This is a genomic window from Mycobacterium sp. E1715 (assembly GCF_001667625.1).
GTDB lineage: Bacteria > Actinomycetota > Actinomycetes > Mycobacteriales > Mycobacteriaceae > Mycobacterium.
On sequence record NZ_LZJJ01000082.1, the window covers coordinates 1 to 19,778 of the forward strand.

Sequence of the window (19,778 nt, forward strand, 5' to 3'; positions counted from 1 at the left end):
GTCGAGGTGGCCCTGGTGGCCCGCGGGGTGCTGGAGGATTACGGCCTGGTCGCCTGGCCGAAGACGTCGGGGTCGCGAGGCTTTCACATCTACGCCCGGATAGCCCCGCGCTGGGAGTTCCGGCAGGTGCGGCTGGCCGCCCAGACCGTGGCCCGCGAGGTCGAGCGGCGGGTGCCCGACGCGGCGACCAGCCGCTGGTGGAAGGAGGAGCGCGAGGGGGTGTTCGTCGATTTCAACCAGAACGCCAAGGACCGCACGGTCGCGTCGGCGTACTCGGTCCGCGCGACCCCGACGTCTTCGGCCAGGCGACCAGGCCGTAATCCTCCAGCACCCCGCGGGCCACCAGGGCCACCTCGACGATCCGCCGCCAGGACACCCCGGGCATCGGATCCAGGTCGACCCGCAACTCGTCCGGGTGGTCGAGGTCGTCGGCGCGCACCGGGTGCGGGTTGAGGTCGACGCAGCCCAGGTTGACCGCCCACACCAGGCCGGCGGCGTCGTCGATGACGGCCTCGGCGGCCGACGTGCCGCGTGCGTAGTGCAGTTCGGCGACGTCGACGTAGTCGGGCCGGTTTTTCGGGGCGCGCTTCTGGAATACCGCCTCTTCCGCGATGCCCTTGACGAAACGCTTGAGGATCATCGGCCGGCCGGCCACCCCGCGCAGCGCCCCGTCGGCCACGGACAGGTAGTAGCGGACCAGGTCCAACTTGGTGAACGGCCCCTTGCCGTCGTGGGCCTCGAATACCACCCTGTCGGGATGGGTGACGGTGACCCGGCGGCCGGCCACTTCCAGTGACGCCGGACCGCTCATGTTCATCATCGTAAGTGGATGGGTACTTACCCCTCGGAATGCGACGGACGTCACATAGGGTGGATCCATGCCTAATCTGATCGGCCTGCCCGGGCAGGCGGTTGCCAAGGTCCAGCAATACCTGGAGCGCGGCTCAGCCGAATTGCACTACGTGCGCAAGATCTTCGAAGCGGGCGCCTTCCGGCTGGAGCCGCCGCAGAACTACGCCGCGATGGCCAACGACATCTACAAGTGGGGCGAGTTCGGCATGCTCCCGTCGTTGAATGCCCGGCGCCATCCCGACCGGGCCGCGTGCATCGACGAGGACGGCGAGTTCTCCTTCAAAGAGCTCGACGAGGCAGCCCACGCGGTGGCGAACGGCCTGATCGAGATGGGCGTCAAGGGCGGTGACGGCGTCGCGATCCTCGCCCGCAACACCCGCTGGTTCCTGATCGCTTACTTCGGAGCCGCCCGGGTCGGCGCCCGGATCATCCTGCTCAACAGCGAGTTCTCCGGCCCGCAGATCAAGGAGGTGTCGGAGCGCGAGGGCGCCAAGCTGATCATCTACGACGACGAGTACACCAAGGCGGTCAGCAAGGCCGAGCCGGAACTGGGCTTCCTGCGCGCGCTGGGCACCAATCCCGACGCGGACGAACCGTCGGGCAGCAAGGACGAGACGCTGGCCGACCTGATCGAGCGCAGCAGCAAAGATCCCGCGCCCAAGGCGAGCAAGCACTCGTCGATCATCATCCTGACCAGCGGCACCACCGGCACGCCGAAGGGGGCCAACCGCAGCACCCCGCCGACACTGGCGCCCATCGGGGGCATCCTGTCGCACGTGCCGTTCAAGGCCAACGAGGTGACCTCGCTGCCCGCCCCGATGTTCCATGCGCTGGGTTTTCTGCACGGCACCATCGCGATGTTCCTGGGCTCGACGCTGGTGCTGCGGCGCAAATTCAAGCCGCCGCACGTGCTCGAGGACATCGAGAAGTACAAGGTGACCGCGATGGTCGTGGTGCCGGTGATGCTGTCCCGCATCCTCGACGCGGTCGAGAAGATGGACAAGAAGCCGGACCTGTCCAGCCTGAAGATCGTGTTCATCTCCGGCTCGCAGCTGGGCGCCGAGCTGGCCAGCCGCGCGCTGAAGGACCTCGGTCCGGTCATCTACAACATGTACGGCTCGACGGAGATCGCGTTCGCGACCATCGCCGGGCCGCAGGACCTGGAGCGCAACGCCGCAACGGTCGGGCCGGTGGTCAAGGGCGTGAAGGTCAAGATCCTGGACGACAACGGCAAGGAGAGGCCGCAGGGCGAGGTCGGCCGGATCTTCGTCGGCAACGCGTTCCCGTTCGAGGGCTACACCGGCGGCGGGCACAAGCAGATCATCGACGGCCTGATGTCGTCCGGCGACGTCGGATACTTCGACGAGCACGGCCTGCTGTACGTCAGCGGCCGCGACGACGAGATGATCGTCTCCGGTGGCGAGAACGTGTTCCCCGCCGAGGTCGAGGACCTGATCAGCGGCCACCCGGAGGTGGTCGAGGCGACCGCGATCGGCGTCGAGGACAAGGAGTGGGGTCACCGCCTGCGCGCCTTCGTCGTCAAGAAGGACGGCTCCGACGTCGATGAGGACACCATCAAGCACTACGTGCGCGATCACCTGGCCCGTTACAAGGTGCCGCGTGAGGTGGTCTTCCTCGAGGAGCTGCCGCGGAACCCGACGGGCAAGATCCTCAAGCGCGAGCTGCGCGAGATGGAGGTCGACTAGCCGCGGTCAGCGGCGGTCCTTGATGGCGCGGGTGATCTGCGCCGCGAGCTTGGGGTCGACCAGGAGCTGGTCGATGAGCGCGGTGAGAACCTCCTGCCCGGTCACCCTGGCGACGCCCAGGCGGTCGGCCGCCTCCCGCTGCCAGATGTCGAGCGCGCGGTGGGTGGCCGCCGGGAGGTCGACGGTGCGGCGCGTCCGCTGAACCCGGCCCGCCTGGTTCGCCGCCGGCTGGCCGCCCATCCGCTGGGGGGCCTGCCCACCGAGTCCCATGAGGCGTTCGGTTGGCGCGGCGTCTCCCGTCGGCGCGGCCGACGGCCCGGGGCGAAACGTTCCGGCGCCGGGTCCGATGTGGCTGGGGTTGAAGTTCACTGTGGCGGTCGTCCTCCGAATGAGTGGCCAATCAGTAAATCAGCGCTCGAGTGTGTCAATACTGATTCTTCCACCGACGGCGGCGGAAGTCGCGCCGCCGGGCCGTGGGCGCGGGGCGTCGCCCCACCGCGGGCCATCCCAGCAAATTCACTTGATTAGCTGCGTAAACGATTGTTCGGGTCTGTGTGATGCGGGCCATGGGGACATCGTTGCGGGGTCGGGCAATCTGCGGTTCAGGCATTCCGCTAATACGGAACAACGCAAGCCAGTATGTCAGTATATCGCGCCTGAGCTGGAAATATGTCTGGGTAGCGACCATTCAGTACCGGTTAAAATCCTGAACTGAGAAAGTCATTAAATCCGCCCACCGTCGCCTCGATAAAACTCAGTTAAGCATTTGTTACATAATTCACAGGACATATTTCGTGTGCGGATGTTGTTTGCCGGGAAACATCTGGCTAACGTTTTCTTTGTCGGCATCAGTCTGGAAGGGAGCTCTCGCGATGACGATCTCCACGCGATCGCTGCGCGGCGCGGCCGTGGGCGCAGTCGGCGCATCGGCGGTGGCCGGCGCGCTGCTGCTGGGCCCCAGCCCCGCGGCCCAGGCTGCCCCGGCGCCAGGTATCGACACCAGCTTCACCACCGCCGGCCCCCACGGTGCGCCCGGCGGTCCCGGCATCATCCCTGACCGTCCAGGCGGGGGTCATGGCGGCCATGGATGGGGTGGCCACGGATGGGGCGGGGGAGGCCACCCCGGATGGGGTTCGGGCAACCGCGGATTCTGGGCCCCCGGTCACTGGTGGAACTGGTGGTGGTGAACCACCCTCCCCGTGGTAACCGGTCAACCTCGACGTGCCGATCCACTCCAAGGTTGACCGGCCCACGGGATGGGGGGGAAACCATGCCGGCCTGACCACCCCTCAGGTCGGCATGGCCCCTCTCCGGGGCCAATGCCCAAGTGGCGGTCAGGGATCGCGAGGAAGCCCGAGCAACCGCTCGGCGATGATGTTCAGCTGCACCTCGGAGGTGCCGCCGTAGATCGTGGTGGCGCGGCTCGCCAGCAGGTATTCGCCCCATTTGCCGGGCGGTTCGCCGGGGTCTCCGATGGCGGCATCCGTGCCGAACGAGGACACCGCGAACTCGGCGTACCCCTGGCCGGTCCGCATCGACAACAGCTTGGAGATGGCCGCCGACGGCATGGCATCCCCGCCGGCCAGCGTCAACAGCGTCGAGCGCAGATTCAGCACCTTGGCGGCGTGGCCCTCGGCGATCAACTGACCGGCGCGGTGTCTGGCGACCGGGTCGAACTGTCCGTCACGAACGAACTCGACGAACTGGCCCAGGGTGGCCAGGAAGTTCGCCTCGCTGCTGCCGATCGAAACCCGTTCCGCGGTAAGGGTATTGCGGCTGACTTCCCAGCCCCGGTTCACCTCACCGAGCACGCACTCGTCGGGCACGAACACGTCGTCGATGTAGACGGTGTTGAACATCGCGTTCCCGGTGAGCTCGCGCAGCGGCTTCACCTGGACACCCTCGCTCTTCATGTCGAGCAGGAAGTAGGTGATGCCATTGTGCTTGGGGGCGCTCGGGTCCGTTCTCGCCAGCAACGCCCCCCACTGGGAGAGCTGCGCCGCCGTGGTCCATATCTTCTGGCCGGTGATCCGCCAGCCGCCGTCCGTCCTGGTCGCCTTGGTGCTCAGCCCCGCCAGGTCCGAGCCGGCGCCGGGCTCGGAGAACAGCTGGCACCAGATCATCTCGCCGCGGAAGGTCGGCGGCAGGAACCGCTGCTGTTGCTCCTCGGTCCCGAAGGCGACGATCGACGGGATGATCCAGGTCGCGATGCCCATCTGCGGGCGCTTGACCCGGCCGGTGGTGAACTCCTGGGCGATGATGATCTGCTCGACCGGACCGGCGGCGCGGCCCCACGGTTTCGGCAGATACGGCAGCGTCCATCCGCCCTCGGCGATGGCGACCTTGCGCTCGTCGCGTTCCATCGCCTTCAGCGCGCCCACTTCGGCCCGGATCTCCTCGCGCAGCTTCTCGGTGTCGGGGTCGAGGTCGATGTCGACCGCGCGCAGGCCGGTGCTCGTCGCGGTGTGCACCACCTTCTGCGGGTACTCCGACCCGCGGCCGAAGGAGGCGGCCAGGATCAATGCCCGGCGGTAGTACACGTTGGTGTCGTGCTCCCAGGTGAAGCCGATCCCGCCGTGCACCTGAATGCAATCCTGCGCGCACCGCTGGGCTGCCGCCGGGGCCAGCGTCGCCGCGACGGCGGCCGCGAACTCGACGTGGGAACCGGTGATGTCCCAGTCGTTTTCGCGCGCCTCGTCGATGGCGCGGGCGGCGTCCCATACCGCCGCGGTGGCCCGTTCGGTGTCCGCGATCATCTCCGCACACTTGTGCTTGATGGCCTGGAACTGGCCGATCGGCCTGCCGAACTGCTCGCGGATCTTGGCGTATTGCGACGCCGTGTCGGTGGCCCAACGCGCCACCCCGATCGCCTCGGCGGACAGCAGTGTGGTCATCAGCGCGTGCGCCGTGGCCATGCTCAGGTTGCGCAACGCGGCGTCGGCGCCGACCTCGACGGCGTTGGCCCGCACGTGGGCGACGGGTCGCAGCGGGTCGATGCTCTTGACGGGCTCGATCTCGAGCTCCTCGGCGCGCAGCACCACCCATTCCTCGCCACTGTCGATCGCGACCGGTAACACCAGCACGGACGCCTGCGCCGCGGCGGGCACCGCGCGGACCTCGCCGCGCAGCACCAACGTGTCGCCATGGCGGGTCGCGGTCAGCCCGCAGCAGTCCATCGCGTAGGCGGCGATCGCGGCGCCGGACGCCAGTTCGGAGAGCACCTTCGCGTCGGGGTCGTTGGCGGAGATCAGGGCACTGGCGATCGCGGAGGGCACAAAAGGTCCGGGCACCGCGCCGTAACCGAACTCGGCCAGCACGACCGCCAATTCGAGGATCCCGAAGCCCTGCCCGCCGACGGACTCGGCGAGGTGCAAACCCTGCAGGCCCTGTTCGGCCGCCGCCCGCCAGTACGGTGGCGGATTGTCGATCGGCGTTTCCATCGCCGCGTGCAACGCCTCGGATGGCGCGATGCGCGCCACCAACGACCGCACGGAATCGGCCAGGTCTTGATGCTCAGGAGTGATAGCGATCGGCATTGGTCGCCTTCCCATGCTTTCGAGTCGTGTCTCGGCCAAGCACCTTCCAAACTAACAACCGGTCGGTTGGTTGACCACAGCGGTCACCGGGTGGCGGTTCTCAGCGAAACCGCTTGGCGATCCACTTGGTGATCAGATCGGCTTGCTCGCCGCGGGCGCCCGGGGTGGTGAAGTAGTGGTCGGTGTCGACCGACGCCTGCGTCTTGTCTCCGCTGGCGAGCGCGGCGTAAATCCGTTGGGCGTCCGACGGAAAGACACCGGTGTCGGCCTCGGCGTTGATCACCAGCGCCGGGCAGGTGATCCGGGCCAGGTGCGGCTCGGCGCGAGTCTGTGCCACCCGCAGGCTCCACATGCCCAGCCAGCTGCGCAGCGTGCAGGCCGCGGCGATGCCGTGCGCGGAACGGTTCGCCTTCGCCGGGTGCCCCGCGTAACACGTGTTCGGTTGACGCCTCGTCGGCTCGATACTCGGGTCCACCATGCGGGGATCGGCCCACGTGCGCATGACGCTGAACGGGCGGTCGGAAAAACCCGCCGCGCGAACGCGTTTGAGTTCCTTCTCGGCCCAGTCGGTGATGGCATGGTTGCGCGCGGTCTGCGCGCGCCGATAGCGGTCGAGGAACTCCGGCGAATAGGGCGGTCCGTTGCGGTCGTTGAACAGGTCCAGGTCGGCGTCGGTGGCCACGGGATCGTTCTCGTCGACGACGGCGGCGTCCATCCAGGCTGTCAACACGTCGGGTCGCCCGGGATGCGCGGCGGCCGCAACGTATCCGTCCGCGGCCGGCAGCTCGGTCAGTCCCGCCGCGGGCCGCATCCCGTCCAGCGGGGTCACGTTCGGCTCCACCGCCTGCGACTGATAAGCGGCCATCAGCGATCCGCCACCCGAATTACCGAGCAGGACAACGGTTTCAACGCCTTGAACCTCGCGCAACCAGCGCACCCCGACGCCGATGTCGACCAGCGCGTGGTCCAACAGGAAACTGCTTTCGAAGCCGCGGAACCGGGTGTTCCAGCCGAGGAAACCGACCCCTCGGGTGGCCATGTAGTCGGCGAGGTAGTGCTCGGAGAAGTCGATCTGATAATGCGTGGCGATCATCGCCACCTTCGGCTTGCGGCCCACCCCGCGGTGGTACAGCCCCTGGCAAGGATGCCCACCCGCCCCGGCACGCCCTGCGGTGCGCGACGGTAGCCCGACGAATTCGCGGACAACCCCTGCGGCACCGGTGTGAGGAGTCATTTCAGCGGCCCTGTTGGCGATCGACATCTCGAAAGAAAACTGAAGCTGATGTTAGATTCAGAATCACATCTTCGCCAGGACTTCAAGCCGGGGACCGAGGGGAGCCGCGCGATGATCAAGCCGCAGAACACCAACACGGAATTCGAACTCGGCGGAATCAACCACGTCGCGCTGGTGTGCTCGGACATGGCCCGCACCGTGGACTTCTACACCAACATCCTCGGCATGCCGTTGATCAAGTCGCTGGACCTGCCCGGCGGCGCCGGCCAGCACTTCTTCTTCGACGCCGGCAACGGCGACTGCGTGGCGTTCTTCTGGTTCGCCGACGCCCCCGACCGGGTGCCGGGCATCTCGTCGCCGGGCGCCATCCCCGGCATCGGCGACATCACCAGCGCGGTGAGCACCATGAACCACCTGGCATTCCACGTGCCGGCCGAGAAGTTCGACGCCTACCGCCAGCGGCTCAAGGACAAGGGGGTGCGGGTCGGCCCGGTGCTGAACCATGACGAGAGCCCCATGCAGGTGTCCGCGACAGTGCACCCCGGGGTGTACGTCCGGTCGTTCTACTTTCAGGACCCCGACGGCATCACCCTCGAATTCGCTTGCTGGATAAAGGAATTCGATTCCAGTGATGTTCAGGCCGTGCCCAGGACCGCGGCGGACCGCCGGCCTCCGGTGGCCGCCGGTCGTCGATGACCGACGGCATCCTGACCGACGCGCAGATTGCGGCCCTGACCCCCGAGCAGCGTCGGCAGCTCATCTCCCGGCTGGAACAGCCGGTGAGCGACGTCATCGACCCCCTCTTCCTGGCCCGCGTGCGACGCATCCGGCTGAGTCTGATGGTCGGTGGTTCGGCGGTGATGATCCCCTGGGTGGGGTATCTGTCCACCACGCTGCCGGAGAACTACGTCGTGCACGACTGGCCCCTCACCTGGGTGGGCTTCGACATCCTGTTGATGACGTTCATGGTGGCGACCGCCGTTCTGGGCTTCCTGCGTCGTCAGGTGCTGATTCCGGCCGCGTTCACCACCGGGGTGCTCCTGATGTGCGACGCCTGGTTCGACCTGATGACCGCGGGCCCCAACGACCTCTGGCTGTCGGTGGCCACCGCGGTGCTGGTCGAGCTGCCGCTGGCGGCCTTCATGGTCGTCAGCGCGTTGCGGCTGATGCGCCTGACCATGGAGCGATTTTGGTTGCTGGATCCCGGGATGCGGCTGTGGGATCTGCCCCTATTGCCGTGAGGCGGTGACGGTTTGGCTTGCCGGTCCGGCGTCGGAACACAACCGAAGGGAAAGAAGACTACTGGCGAGGCGGCGCCGACACACGCCAATTGCGAATCTTCGCAAAACGGCGTAAAAGACCGTCTTCCTCGACTAATGTCCAATAGCAGCGACACAGGGGGGTGCAAGCGACGCCGTAACTTCAGCCCGACCTACGGCGTCCAAGAATCCCGACACGAAGGTTTATTTTGTGCTGCGCGGAAAGTCCGTTGCCGCACGGCTTCTCGGCTCCTCCCATGCCGCGCACAACATCGGCACCGCAGAACGGGGACTGGGGGAGATGGTCGCACTCGGAAACATCTACGAATGGCAACCGGCCCAGGGGCCGCTGACCATGTGGACGGCTTCACCTTCGGCGTGCGAAGCGGCTCGCGCCGCGCAACGAAGTGATCTGGCTCCGAGTTATCAACAGTCTCAACACCTCTGGGCCGCCTACCATGGCAGGGCGATGAACCGGGCGCTACCGCGCCTGATGATCGTATCGTGGGACATTCCCGGAACGTGTGACATCCCGGCGATGACGGCCGCGGTCAACGCGCACGTCCGCCGGCACGACACCTACCACAGTTGGTATGAATTCGATAACGGCGTCATCGTGCGCCACGCGATCGAGGACCCCGGCGTCATCGACTTCGTTCCGATGTCGTTCGGGCACAGGACGGTCGACCAAGTGCGCACCCACGTGCTGACGACGACCCCCGCAACGCTCGAATGGGGTTGCTTCACCTACGGCGTCGTGCAGCACGCCGACTACTTCACGTTCTATGCGAGCGTGGACCATCTGCACATCGACGGCCTGTCGGCGGGTGTGATCTTCGTCGACATCCACCTGGCCTATCAGGAACTCGTCCAGGGCCGGCGGTCCGCAGCGCTTCCCGAGGTCAGAAGCTACCGCGACTACACCGCGCGGCAGCGCGCGAAGGTCGCCGGGCTCACCCTGTCGTCTTCGGAGATCAAGGACTGGATCGCGTTCGCGCGCGACACCGACGGCGAATGGCCCAGCTTCCCGTTGCCGCTGGGCGAGACCTGGACCAACAGCCAGGGTGACCTGGTAACCGTCGATCTGCTGGATGCGGCCGGCACGGAGGCTTTCGACGCCGTGTGCTGTGCGGCCGGCGCCCGGTTCATCGGCGGGGTCCTCGCCTGCACGGCGTTGGCGGAGCGGGAATTGACCGGCGGCGCCGTGTATCACGGGTTCACGGCCAGGGACACCCGGACGCCGGGCATCGACACCATGACGGTGGGTTGGTTCGCGAGCCTGGTCCCGGTCACGGTGCCGACCGCGGGAATTACCTTCCCCGAGGCCGCCCGGGCCGCCCAGAAGTCGTTCGACGCGGCCAAGGATCTCGCCGGTGTTCCGGTCGAGCGACTGCTGGAGTTGGGCGCACCCGACGAACTCGGCATCAAGCTGCCCACGCGTCTGCCGATGATGCTGTCCTTCCTCGACTTTCGGAAGATCCCGCTTGCCGGGTTGTGGGCGGAGACCAATTTCGGCACCTACGGCGACAGCCTGTCGCACGGCGGGATCAACATGTGGATCAACCGCCACGCCGAGAAGACGACGGTGACGATGTCCTTCCCGGACAACGCGACGGCGCGCGAGTCCGTGGATCGCTACATCGCGACGTTGGGTGAGATGTTCGCGCGCGTCGTCGACGCCACCGGAGGCCAGCCGGGCATTACCGCGCCGACCAAGAACGACGACGAGGCGGCCTAGCGATGAGCAACCTGCTGGACCTGGCCGACCAGACCCTTTTCCTGGGCGAGCGGGCGACCGCCACGACCAGTGTGTTGCAGGCGATCTGGGTGTACGACCGCCCGATCGACATCGACGGTTTGCGCGCCTTCCATCGCCACCTCGGTCGGGGCCGCTTGCGCCGCCGCATCGAACGGTCCCCGTTGCCGTTCGGCCGGCATCGCTGGGTGGCGCCCACCAGCCAGTCGGACCTCGAGATCGTCGCGACGCCCCGGCCTCGCGACGATCTCGAAGCGTGGCTGGCCGAACAGGCGGGTAAGCGGCCGGATGCCGAGCATGGCCCGGGCTGGCACCTGGGGGTGCTCCCGCTGACCGACGGCGGCGCGGCGGTGAGCCTGGTGGTGACCCACTGCCTCACCGACGGCGTCGGGCTGTGCGAGGCCTTGGCGGATGCGGCGTGCGGCCGCGACGACGCGATCGACTGGCCCGCGGCGGCATCCCGGGGACGGTGGCAGGCGCTGCGGGAGGACGCGCGCCAAAGCGCGCGGGACACAGCCCATGTGGGCCGCGCCGTGGTCGCGGCGGCACGCATGGCCCGGGCCGGCCGCGACGCGACCGCCGTTGCGCCGGCCAACAAGCGGCCCGCGCCGCCCGCCGGGCCGGACCGACCCCTCGAGCTGCCCATGGCGACCATCTTCGTGGACGCCGACGAGTGGGACGCCCGCGCAACCGCGTTGGGGGGAACCAGCAACGCGCTGCTCGCCGGATTGGCGGCCCACCTTGCACAACGCGTGGGCCGGGTCGCCGCGGACGGCACCGTCAACGTGGGGATGCCCGTCAACGAGCGCACCCCGGGCGACACCCGTGCCAACGCCGTCGTCAACGTCGACATCACGGTCGACCCCACGCCCGCGACGACCGACCTGCGCGAGATCCGCGCCGGCATCAAGGAGGCGCTGTCCCGCCACGAGGATGAGCCCGACGAACGCTGGGCCTTGTTGCCGCTGGTTCCCTTGATCCCGCAAGGTGTCATGCGGCGACTGATCGGTGTGGTCACCGGCAGTGCCGTCACCGTCGTGTCGTCCAACCTCGGGTCGATGGACCCGGCCGTCAATAGGCCGGACGGCACCGAGGCCGACCACTTCGCGATGAAGACTGTCTACCCGGGTGTGACCACCGCGACCATGTACCGCACCAACGGCGCGCTGGCGCTGCTGTCGGGCAGGGTGCACGGCCGGGTCTTCGTCTCGTTCCTGGCCTACGAGCTGGGTCGGCACAACTCCCAAGCCGAGTTAGGGCAGCACATTTCGGAGGCCCTGACCGACTTCTCGCTTACCGCCACCTCGGGTTGGGGCCGGCTGCCAACCGGGCCGATGGCCGTCTCTTAACTTCGGGCGCAACGGCCGCTCGGGCAACGACTCCTCCCCTCGAGCGCGCCCTTATATAGGCGCGCCACCGAAGCGACTGATCGGCAAACCCGGCCGCCGCATCGCCGGTCCGACTGGAGCGATGTGGGATGCTTCACAGCACCGCGCAATTGTTGCCTTCGTCGCAACCGTGCGCTACCGTCCTCAGCGGCGACACAGGGGGTGCATAGCGACGCCATAAGTTCGGGTCCCGACATCCGGGAAGCACGTCGCAAAGTATTCAGCCCAAAGGGAATTCGTGCTTGGCTAAAAGCCATGCGAAAAAGCCCGCCTGCATCCCTGCCCCCGCCAAGGCAATTCGGCATCGGAAGAACGGGGACTTAAGCAGATGGTCTCGCTCGGCAACATCAAGGAATGGCAACCGCCCCATGGCCCGGTCACCGCGTGGACGGCCTCACCGCTCACGCAGGAAGCAGCTCGCAACGCGCCACAAAGCGACTGTGCTCCGAGTTACCAGCAGGGGCAACATATTTGGGCCGCCTATCACAGTGGTGCATTGCGCAGGCAGATACCGCGATTGATGATAGTGGCCTGGGACATTCCCGGCGTATGTGACATACCAGCGATGACCGCAGTGGTCAATTCGCATGTCCGTCGCCACGACACCTACCGCAGTTGGTTCGAAATCGAGAACGGTGTAATCGTGCGTCGCGCGATCGACAACCCCGACGCCGTAGAGCTTGTGCCCATGGAGTTCGGACACATGGCCGCCGATCAAGTGCGCAACCATGTGCTGACGGCGACGCCGGGAACGCTCGAATGGGGTTGCTTCACATTCGGAGTCGTGCAGCACGAAGACTATTTCACGTTCTATGCCAGCGTCGATCACCTGCACATCGATGGCCTGTCCGCCGGTGTCATCTTCGTCGATATCCACTTGGCCTATCAGCAACTCATGCAGGGTCACCCGTCCCTCGCGCTTCCCGAGGTCGGGAGCTATCAGGACTATGCCGCGCGACAGCGTGAGAAGGCACGGAGCCTGACGCTGGACTGCCCCGAGGCAAAGGAATGGATTGCGTTCGCCCGCGATGCCGACGGTGACTGGCCGAGTTTTCCTCTCCCCCTTGGGGATACATGGTCCAGCAGCAAGGGCGACTTGTTGACCGTGGAGCTGCTGGACGCCACCGGCACGGAGACTTTCGACGCCATGTGCAGCGCCGCCGGCGCGCGATTCGTCGGCGGAGTTCTTGCCTGCACCGCTTTGGCCGAGCACGAGTTGGCCGGCGGTGAGGTGTTTCACGGGTTCACGGCCAGGGACACCCGGGCGCCCGGCATAGACACCATGACGGTGGGTTGGTTCGCCAGCCTCGTGCCGGTCACGGTGCCGACCGCCGGGACCACATTCGGCGAGGCGGCCCGAGCCGCCCAGAAGTCGTTCGATGCGGCCAAGGATCTTGCCGACGTGCCGGTTGAGCGGGTCATGGAGCTGGCTGCGGCATCGGACGATCTGGAGATAAAGCCGCCCACCCGTTTGCCGATGATGTTGTCGTTCCTCGACTTTCGCAAAATCCCACTCGCCGGCCTGTGGGCTGAGCTGAATTTCGGTACTTACGGTGACAATCTGTCCGCCGGCGGCATCAACATGTGGATCAACCGGCAGGCCGCGAATACCACGGTGACCATCTCCTTCCCGGACAACCCGGTGGCCCGCGAGTCGGTGGATCGCTACATCGCGACGCTGACCCGGGTGTTCGGGCGCGTGGCCACCGGCATCGCACAGCAGGCGGACGTCGTAGCGCCGCGAGGTGGGCCGGCGAGCACGAAAGCCCCAGGGGAAGACGACAACGAGGCGGCCTAGCGATGAGCAACGTGCTGGATCTGGCCGACCAGACCCTCTTTCTCGGTGAGCGAGCAACCGGAACCACCAGCCTCGTGCAATGTGTGTGGATCTACAACCGCGCCGTCGGCATCGACGGCCTGCAAGAGTTCCATCACCATTTGCAGCGGGGCCGGTTATGCCGCCGGATCGAACGGTCCCCGTTACCGTTTGGCCGCCATCGGTGGGTCACGCCCGGCGATCAGCCAGGCATCGAGTTCGTCGCGGTGCCCCGGCCGCGCGATGCCGTCGACTCCTGGCTGGAGGTGCAGGCGGCCAGGCGACCGGACGCCGAACGCGGGCCCGGATGGCAGCTCGCGGTGCTGCCGCTCACCGATGGGGGAGCGGCGGTGAGCCTTGTCGTCACGCATTGCCTCAGCGACGGGGTCGGGTTGTGCGAGGCGCTGGCGGACGCGGCCCAGGGACGCGACCGCGCGAACGGCTGGCCCGCCGCGGGATCGCGGCCGCGGTGGCGGGCGCTGCGCGAGGATGCATACCAAGCCGCGCGCGACGTGCCGCGGGTCGGCCGCGCCGTGGTCGCCGCGGCGCGACTGGCCGGCCGTGGCGGCGGCGGCACCGTGGCCGATGTCCGGTCACCCAACCGGCGACCGCTCACCGGGGCTGACGAAACCGTCGCTCTCCCAACGGCAACCATCTTCGTCAATGCCGACGAGTGGGACGCCCGCGCGAACGCCTTGGGGGGAACCAGCAACGCGCTGCTGGCCGGGTTGGCGGCCCGCCTGGCCCAGCGGGTGGGACGGGTCGCCGCGGACGGCACGGTCACCGTCGGGATACCCGTCAACGAGCGCGGCCCGGCTGATACGCGCGCGAACGCGGTCACCAATGTCGACGTCATGGTGGGCCCCGCGCCCGTGACGGACCTGCGCGAGATCCGCGCCGCGCTAAGGCAGGCGTTGCTCCGCCATCAGGATGAGCCGGACGAGCGCTGGGCGTTGCTCCCGCTCGTTCCTCTGATCCCACGACGCGTCATGCGCCGGCTGATCGGCGTGGCCACCGGAAGCGCAACAGCCGTCGTGTCGTCCAACCTCGGTGCGGTCGACCCGGCTGCCAACCGCCCCGACGGCACGGACGCCGACTACTTCGCCATGAAGTCCCTGTACCCCGGGGTGACTGCCGCGACGATGCGCCGCACGAACGGGGTGTTGGCGTTGCTGTCGGGCAGAATGCGCGAACAGGTGTTCGTTTCGTTCCTGGGCTACGAGGCGGACGGCCAGAACTCGAATGCCGAATTGGGACAACAGATTTCGGGCGCCTTGAGCGACTTCTCGCTCACCGCGACCACGGGGTGGCCCACCGGGTGCCCGGTGTGAGAACGCCGCGTCAGGATTCCGCGCGCGCCTCGGTCGGTCGGTAGAGGTTGGGCTCGGCGAGCTCGTCGAGCAGGGCGGCCAGGTGATCGACGAGCTCTTCCGGTTCGAGTCGGACGTCGCCGGCTAGCCAGGCGCTGATGGTCTGCCCGACGCCGCCGACGACGAAGTGCGCCGCGGCCTTGATGCGGTCATTGGCAGGCACTCGCAGCGCGTCTCCGACGTGCTGGCCGGACAGCATCGCGAACAGCGCGGTGGATTCGGCGCGCTTGCGCACGATCACCGGATCGGCCAGCTGCGTGCTGAACAGCAGGCGCCCGAGGCGCGCGTCGTCGGCGATGGTGCGCACGATGTTGGCCATCCCAGCCCGCGTCTGCTCGTGCGCCGGCACGGCAGCGACTGCGGCCTGGGTGGTGGCCGCCAGCTCGGCGACCACCGAGTCGAACACGGCGGCGACGAATTCGTCTTTGTCGGCGAAGCTTTCGTAGAAATACCTGGCCGCCAGGCCGGCCTGGCGGCACACGCCGCGAACCGTGACCGCGGAGATGTTCTGCTGCTCCGCCCCGAGGAGGTCCAGGCCCGCGGCCAGCAGCCGACTCCGACGCGTGGCCAGGCGCTGCGCGGCCTCGACGCCGCGGTACGGCCGCGCCCCCGAGGTTTCGCTCATGCGAACCATCTTGACACCAACGCGAGGCCACGACAATATCAGGAAACGCGCGTTCGCACATTCCCGGGCGGCGCCGTTGGAGGGGTTGACCATGGCACTACACGAGGCTGTTCGCGAACCGGTCCGGCACGTCGAGCGCCCCGTCGCCGATGCGCCACGGCGATCCCCCGCGCGGCGGCGCCGACGGCCGCTCGGCATCGACGAGGGGTTGATGGGAGTGGCACTGCTGGCCGGCCCGGCGAACGTGATCATGCAACTGGGGCGCCCCGGTGTCGGCTACGGCGTCATGGAGAGCCGCGTCGAAAGCGGCCGAATCGACCTGCACCCGATCAAGCGCGCCCGCACGACCTTCACGTACCTGGCGGTGGCGACCAGAGGCAGCGACGCCCAGAAGGACGCGTTCCGCCGAGCGGTGAACCGGGCACACGCGCAGGTCTACTCCACCCCCGAAAGTCCGGTGCAGTACAACGCTTTCGATCCCGACCTGCAGCTCTGGGTGGGGGCCTGCCTGTACAAGGGCGGCGTGGACATCTACCGGATGTTCATCGGCGAGCTGGAGGGCGAGGACGCCGACCGCCACTACCGCGAGGGCATGGCCCTGGCCACCACGTTGCAGGTGCCGCCGGAGATGTGGCCGCCGGACCGCGCGGCGTTCGACCGGTATTGGCAGGAGTCGCTGGCCAAGGTGCACATCGACGACGCCGTGCGGGAGTACCTGTACCCGATAGCCGCCAGTCGCATCCCGGGGCTGACGTTGCCCCACCGCCTGCAGCGCGCCTCCGACAGCTTCGCTCTGCTGATCACCACGGGTTTCTTGCCGCAGCGGTTCCGCGACGAGATGCGACTGCCCTGGGATGCCACCAGGCAACGGCGCTTCGACCGGCTGATCGGGACGCTTGCGCTGGTGAACCGGCGCTTGCCGCGGTTCATTCGGCAGTTTCCCTTCAATGTCCTGCTGGCCGACGTCGATCGCCGGATCAGGACGGGCCGCCCGTTGGTGTAGCACCGGGGCGGCCCGGCCCACCCGCCGAGTTGATAACGGAAATCATTTTCATTAAGCTCTCCTCTGCCTGGTAAGACCTCCAGCCCGAGGAGTACCCATGACGGCGCCCATCTGGATGGCCTCGCCACCGGAAGTGCACTCCGCCTCGCTCAGCAGCGGCCCCGGTCCCGCGTCGCTCCTTTCGGCGGCAGGGGCATGGTCCGAACTGAGCGCCGAATACGCCTCGGCCGCAGCACAACTCAGCGGCGTCCTGGCCGCGACGCAGGCTGCCTCGTGGGAGGGGCCCAGCGCGGAATCGTATGTGGCCGCCCATGCGCCATACCTGGCGTGGCTGACGCAAGCCGGTGCGCACAGCGCGGCGACCGCCGCCCAACACGAGACGGCCGCAGTCGCCTACACCGCGGCGCTGGCGGCCATGCCGACGCTGCCGGAACTCGCCGCCAACCACGCCGTCCACGGGGCGTTGGTGGCGACGAATTTCTTTGGCATCAATACGATCCCGATCGCGGTCAACGAGGCCGATTACGCGCGGATGTGGGTTCAAGCGGCCACCACCATGACCACCTACCAAGCGGTGTCCGCCGCGGCTGTGCAGTCCACGCCGCAAACGGACCCCGCCCCGCCGATAGTCAAATCCGATGCCTCCAGCCAAGACTCGGGCGGCGACATCCACGACCCCACGATCGACAACCCGCTCGACGACTTCATCGCCAACATCCTGAGGAACCTCGGCATCAACTGGGACCCCGCGCAGGGCACCGTCAACGGCTTGCCCTACGACGCCTATACCAACGCGGGAGACCCGCTGTTCTGGGTGGTCCGGGCGCTGGAACTGCTGGAGGATTTCCAGCAATTCGGCTATTACCTGGTGCACAATCCGGCGCTGGCGTTCCAGTACATCGTTCAACTCATGCTGTTCGACTGGCCGACGCACATCCTCGAGATCTTCACGAGCCAGCCGGAATTGCTGGCCCCCGCGGTCCTGCTCGCGGCCGCCCCCTTCGGCGCCGTCGGTGGCTTCGCCGGGTTGGCCGGCCTGGCGAGCATGGCCCCGCCCGCCGTCACGCCGGCGCCACTGCCGGCGGCCGCCCCACCGCCCAGTCCCACTCCGGCCGTCGCGGTCGCGCCGTCCACCGTCGCGCCGGCCCCGGCGCCCGCCTCCGCCCCGGCGTCCGCACCCGCTTCGACCGTGACCACCGTCGCCAGCTCCGCGCCACCCGCCCCGCCGCCACCGCACGCCGCGGGTTTCGCCCCGCCCTACGTCATCGCCCCGCCCGGCATCGGGTTCGGCTCGGGCATGGGCGCCGCGGCCAGCTCCAGCGCCAAAAGGAAAGCGCCGGAACCGGATAGCGCCACCGCCGCCGCGGCCGCCGCGGCACGCGGACAGGCCAGGGCGCGACGGCGCAAGCGGGCGACGCGGCGCGACTACGGCGACGAGTTCGCCGACATGAACGTCGGCGTCGATCCGGATTGGGGCGCCCCGGCCGGCGAGCCTTCGGCGCTCGCATCGGAGAACGGCGCGGGAAGGCTGGGGTTCGCGGGCACCGGCCGCCGCGAGGCGACCGCTGCGGCAACGGGACTGGCCACTCTGGACGGTGACGAGTTCGGCGGCGGCCCAAAGATTCCCATGCTGCCGGGGAGCTGGGACGCCGACGGCAGCGAGACGCGGTAGTGCACGTCGCGGCGGCGCTTTAGACCTTGGTGCCCTTCGGGGCGCTGACTTCATAGCTGCCCGAGTCGTCGGTGAAGGTGACCACGAACTGGTGTTTGAGGTGATCGATGGTCACCTGGCAGGTGAAGGTGCCGCCCTTGGTGACGGTCGGGTTCTGCCCGTCGTTGCAGGTGACGTCGCTGACGTCCCGGGCGCCGTAACCCGCCGGGTCGGACAGGACGTGTGCGACGCCGGACTGGACGGCGGCGACATCGAGCTGCCTGGTGACGAAGAATCCCGGCACCCAGAAACCCGCGATGGCCGCGATCGCGGCGGCCACGGCGGCCGCCGCTCCCAGATAGAGCGGCAGGTGCCCGCGGCGGGGTGTCCCGCCGGCCGCACGGAAGGTGGCCGGCGCCCAGGCGTTCGCACCGATGGGCGGCGGCGGGTAAGGCACGGGCTGCGGCCTCCACGCGACGGGCCGGCGCAGCGGTTCGGTGCGCGGCTCGTAACAGCGTCCCGGTGCAACCGGTTGGGGGTTTTGCCGTGGCGCCAGGGGCGGGTGTGGCTGCATCGAGGGGCCCTCTCTTCCGTGCCTCGCGGCGGATCGGCCCGCCACTGCTTCAACTTTAACCGAAGCGGTAGTCGCGCGCAACGCTTTTAAACGGTGCGCCATGGCGTGGTCGAGCGCAGTGACGGCGTCGGGCGCAGTGCCGCTTTGAACTGCGCAGACGTGCCGGGGCTGCGACGCGGTACGGCGTGCAGGCGGGCCAGGGCTCGGCGACACCGCCGCCGCATGGTGGATTTCCCGGGACCGGTGCACGCGGGTCGGATGTAGCATGCAGCAGTGGTGCACCGAGTCCTACCGCAGCAGTGGGGCGCCTACTCGACCGAGGAGCGATCAGTGACATTCGACCAACCGACGACCGCGCTCACCGTGCGGGTCGGCCAGGCGACGCGCACCCTGGCGCCCGCGGCCGGCGTCGCCGTCATCGGACGGGACGCCGGGGCCACGGTAGAGGTGGACGACGAGCGGATCTCGCGGTCGCACGTCCGGCTCGAGCCGCACCGCGAGGGCTGGCAGGCATTCGACACCAGCACCAACGGGATGTTCGTCGACGGGGTACGCCGCAGCTCCGTGTTGATCACCGGCGCCACCACCATCTGTCTCGGTGCGCCCGACGGGGTCGCCGTGACGCTCACCCCACAGCAGCGATCGGACGTACCGCTCGACGAATCGACCCAGGTCATGCGCCCGTTCGAGGCCGAGGACGAACAGTGGTGGGACGACGAAAGCGACCCCGGCGTCATCCGCGCGGGCAGCGCGGTCGCTGAACGCCGTCAGCAATTGGGGATCTCCCAGCGCAGCCTGGACCGTGACGGAATCATCAACGCGGGCGCCCTGATCAACTTCGAGAAGGGCCGCAGCTGGCCGCGCCGCACCACGCTGGAGAAGCTGGAGCGGGTGCTGGACTGGCCCACCGGCCACATCACCCGCGTCCGGCGCGGCGCGGCCCCGGCGCCCACCGGCGGTCCCATCAGGACCGGCGGGCCGGTTGCGGCCGCCGCGGACGAGGCCACC

General features: G+C 68.1%; 16 protein-coding genes and 2 pseudogenes. 12 read left to right on the forward strand and 6 right to left on the reverse strand.

From position 1 onward, the window contains the following. Positions 1 to 27 precede the first annotated feature (27 nt). Positions 28 to 237, forward strand: a pseudogene (locus A9X03_RS28180) (DNA polymerase domain-containing protein); the annotation flags it as partial. A 40-nt stretch (positions 238 to 277) separates the two neighbouring features. On the opposite strand, the pseudogene A9X03_RS04565 reads toward A9X03_RS28180, so the two are convergent. After that, positions 278 to 820: pseudogene (locus tag A9X03_RS04565) on the reverse strand (DNA polymerase domain-containing protein); the annotation flags it as partial. Between the two features lie 58 nt (positions 821 to 878). On the opposite strand from A9X03_RS04565, the gene fadD2 reads away from it, so the two are divergent. Beyond that, a complete protein-coding gene (gene fadD2 / locus A9X03_RS04570) occupies positions 879 to 2,558 on the forward strand; it encodes a long-chain-fatty-acid--CoA ligase FadD2 (protein ID WP_067757510.1) in 1,680 nt (559 codons plus the stop codon). A 6-nt stretch (positions 2,559 to 2,564) separates the two neighbouring features. On the opposite strand, the gene A9X03_RS04575 is transcribed toward fadD2, so the two are convergent. Further along, on the reverse strand, positions 2,565 to 2,927 hold the full coding sequence (locus A9X03_RS04575; RefSeq protein ID WP_067757513.1) for an ATPase: 363 nt from the start codon (positions 2,925 to 2,927) through the stop codon (positions 2,565 to 2,567). A 503-nt stretch (positions 2,928 to 3,430) separates the two neighbouring features. On the opposite strand from A9X03_RS04575, the gene A9X03_RS29025 reads away from it, so the two are divergent. After that, complete coding sequence (locus tag A9X03_RS29025; RefSeq protein ID WP_156746470.1) at positions 3,431 to 3,745, forward strand: hypothetical protein; 315 nt, start codon at positions 3,431 to 3,433, stop codon at positions 3,743 to 3,745. A gap of 147 nt (positions 3,746 to 3,892) precedes the next feature. Here A9X03_RS29025 and A9X03_RS04580 read toward each other — a convergent pair whose 3' ends face one another. Further along, positions 3,893 to 6,094: an acyl-CoA dehydrogenase gene (locus A9X03_RS04580; protein ID WP_067757517.1), complete on the reverse strand. Its 2,202-nt coding sequence runs from the start codon at positions 6,092 to 6,094 to the stop codon at positions 3,893 to 3,895. A gap of 100 nt (positions 6,095 to 6,194) precedes the next feature. Next, positions 6,195 to 7,328 carry an alpha/beta hydrolase gene (locus tag A9X03_RS04585; protein WP_067757587.1) on the reverse strand — a complete coding sequence of 378 codons (1,134 nt, stop codon included), beginning with the start codon at positions 7,326 to 7,328 and terminating at the stop codon, positions 6,195 to 6,197. 111 nt (positions 7,329 to 7,439) lie between these two features. On the opposite strand from A9X03_RS04585, the gene A9X03_RS04590 reads away from it, so the two are divergent. From A9X03_RS04590 to A9X03_RS04615, 6 genes are all read left to right on the forward strand, one after another. Further along, positions 7,440 to 8,024 carry a VOC family protein gene (locus A9X03_RS04590; RefSeq protein WP_067757521.1) on the forward strand — a complete coding sequence of 195 codons (585 nt, stop codon included), beginning with the start codon at positions 7,440 to 7,442 and terminating at the stop codon, positions 8,022 to 8,024. Then, positions 8,021 to 8,569 carry a hypothetical protein gene (locus A9X03_RS04595; protein WP_067757525.1) on the forward strand — a complete coding sequence of 183 codons (549 nt, stop codon included), beginning with the start codon at positions 8,021 to 8,023 and terminating at the stop codon, positions 8,567 to 8,569. The genes A9X03_RS04590 and A9X03_RS04595 overlap by 4 nt, the downstream gene beginning before the upstream one ends. Positions 8,570 to 8,888: 319 nt before the next feature. After that, positions 8,889 to 10,325: a condensation domain-containing protein gene (locus A9X03_RS04600; RefSeq protein ID WP_067757529.1), complete on the forward strand. Its 1,437-nt coding sequence runs from the start codon at positions 8,889 to 8,891 to the stop codon at positions 10,323 to 10,325. 2 nt (positions 10,326 to 10,327) lie between these two features. Beyond that, positions 10,328 to 11,692, forward strand: a complete 1,365-nt coding sequence (locus tag A9X03_RS04605; protein WP_067757532.1) for a hypothetical protein — start codon at positions 10,328 to 10,330, stop codon at positions 11,690 to 11,692. Positions 11,693 to 12,059: 367 nt separating this feature from the next. Continuing rightward, complete coding sequence (locus tag A9X03_RS04610) at positions 12,060 to 13,529, forward strand: condensation domain-containing protein (RefSeq protein WP_067757536.1); 1,470 nt, start codon at positions 12,060 to 12,062, stop codon at positions 13,527 to 13,529. A gap of 2 nt (positions 13,530 to 13,531) precedes the next feature. Next, on the forward strand, positions 13,532 to 14,878 hold the full coding sequence (locus A9X03_RS04615; RefSeq protein ID WP_067757539.1) for a hypothetical protein: 1,347 nt from the start codon (positions 13,532 to 13,534) through the stop codon (positions 14,876 to 14,878). A 10-nt stretch (positions 14,879 to 14,888) separates the two neighbouring features. Here A9X03_RS04615 and A9X03_RS04620 read toward each other — a convergent pair whose 3' ends face one another. Continuing rightward, entirely contained in the window at positions 14,889 to 15,551 is a 663-nt protein-coding gene (locus A9X03_RS04620) for a TetR/AcrR family transcriptional regulator (protein ID WP_067757590.1), read from the reverse strand. An 82-nt stretch (positions 15,552 to 15,633) separates the two neighbouring features. Here A9X03_RS04620 and A9X03_RS04625 point away from each other — a divergent pair, with 82 nt between their 5' ends. Both A9X03_RS04625 and A9X03_RS04630 read left to right on the forward strand, forming a co-directional pair. Next, positions 15,634 to 16,545: an oxygenase MpaB family protein gene (locus tag A9X03_RS04625; RefSeq protein WP_067757542.1), complete on the forward strand. Its 912-nt coding sequence runs from the start codon at positions 15,634 to 15,636 to the stop codon at positions 16,543 to 16,545. 97 nt (positions 16,546 to 16,642) lie between these two features. After that, a complete protein-coding gene (locus A9X03_RS04630) occupies positions 16,643 to 18,217 on the forward strand; it encodes a PPE family protein (RefSeq protein WP_067757544.1) in 1,575 nt (524 codons plus the stop codon). A 19-nt stretch (positions 18,218 to 18,236) separates the two neighbouring features. Here the strand turns inward: A9X03_RS04630 and A9X03_RS04635 are convergent, their stop codons facing one another. Then, positions 18,237 to 18,653, reverse strand: a complete 417-nt coding sequence (locus tag A9X03_RS04635) for a DUF4333 domain-containing protein (protein ID WP_067757546.1) — start codon at positions 18,651 to 18,653, stop codon at positions 18,237 to 18,239. Between the two features lie 447 nt (positions 18,654 to 19,100). On the opposite strand from A9X03_RS04635, the gene A9X03_RS04640 reads away from it, so the two are divergent. After that, a partial coding sequence (locus tag A9X03_RS04640; RefSeq protein WP_231975348.1) for an FHA domain-containing protein occupies positions 19,101 to 19,778 on the forward strand: 678 nt, incomplete at its 3' end.

Excerpts from the sequence above, each read along its gene's own strand:
- fadD2 (WP_067757510.1), top strand. The coding sequence starts at position 879 with ATGCCTAATCTGATCGGCCTGCCCGGGCAGGCGGTTGCCAAGGTCCAG.
- A9X03_RS29025 (WP_156746470.1), top strand. The coding sequence starts at position 3,431 with ATGACGATCTCCACGCGATCGCTGCGCGGCGCGGCCGTGGGCGCAGTC.
- A9X03_RS04580 (WP_067757517.1), bottom strand. The coding sequence starts at position 6,094 with ATGCCGATCGCTATCACTCCTGAGCATCAAGACCTGGCCGATTCCGTG.
- A9X03_RS04585 (WP_067757587.1), bottom strand. The coding sequence starts at position 7,328 with ATGACTCCTCACACCGGTGCCGCAGGGGTTGTCCGCGAATTCGTCGGG.
- A9X03_RS04590 (WP_067757521.1), top strand. The coding sequence starts at position 7,440 with ATGATCAAGCCGCAGAACACCAACACGGAATTCGAACTCGGCGGAATC.
- A9X03_RS04595 (WP_067757525.1), top strand. The coding sequence starts at position 8,021 with ATGACCGACGGCATCCTGACCGACGCGCAGATTGCGGCCCTGACCCCC.
- A9X03_RS04600 (WP_067757529.1), top strand. The coding sequence starts at position 8,889 with ATGGTCGCACTCGGAAACATCTACGAATGGCAACCGGCCCAGGGGCCG.
- A9X03_RS04605 (WP_067757532.1), top strand. The coding sequence starts at position 10,328 with ATGAGCAACCTGCTGGACCTGGCCGACCAGACCCTTTTCCTGGGCGAG.
- A9X03_RS04610 (WP_067757536.1), top strand. The coding sequence starts at position 12,060 with ATGGTCTCGCTCGGCAACATCAAGGAATGGCAACCGCCCCATGGCCCG.
- A9X03_RS04615 (WP_067757539.1), top strand. The coding sequence starts at position 13,532 with ATGAGCAACGTGCTGGATCTGGCCGACCAGACCCTCTTTCTCGGTGAG.
- A9X03_RS04620 (WP_067757590.1), bottom strand. The coding sequence starts at position 15,551 with ATGGTTCGCATGAGCGAAACCTCGGGGGCGCGGCCGTACCGCGGCGTC.
- A9X03_RS04625 (WP_067757542.1), top strand. The coding sequence starts at position 15,634 with ATGGCACTACACGAGGCTGTTCGCGAACCGGTCCGGCACGTCGAGCGC.
- A9X03_RS04630 (WP_067757544.1), top strand. The coding sequence starts at position 16,643 with ATGACGGCGCCCATCTGGATGGCCTCGCCACCGGAAGTGCACTCCGCC.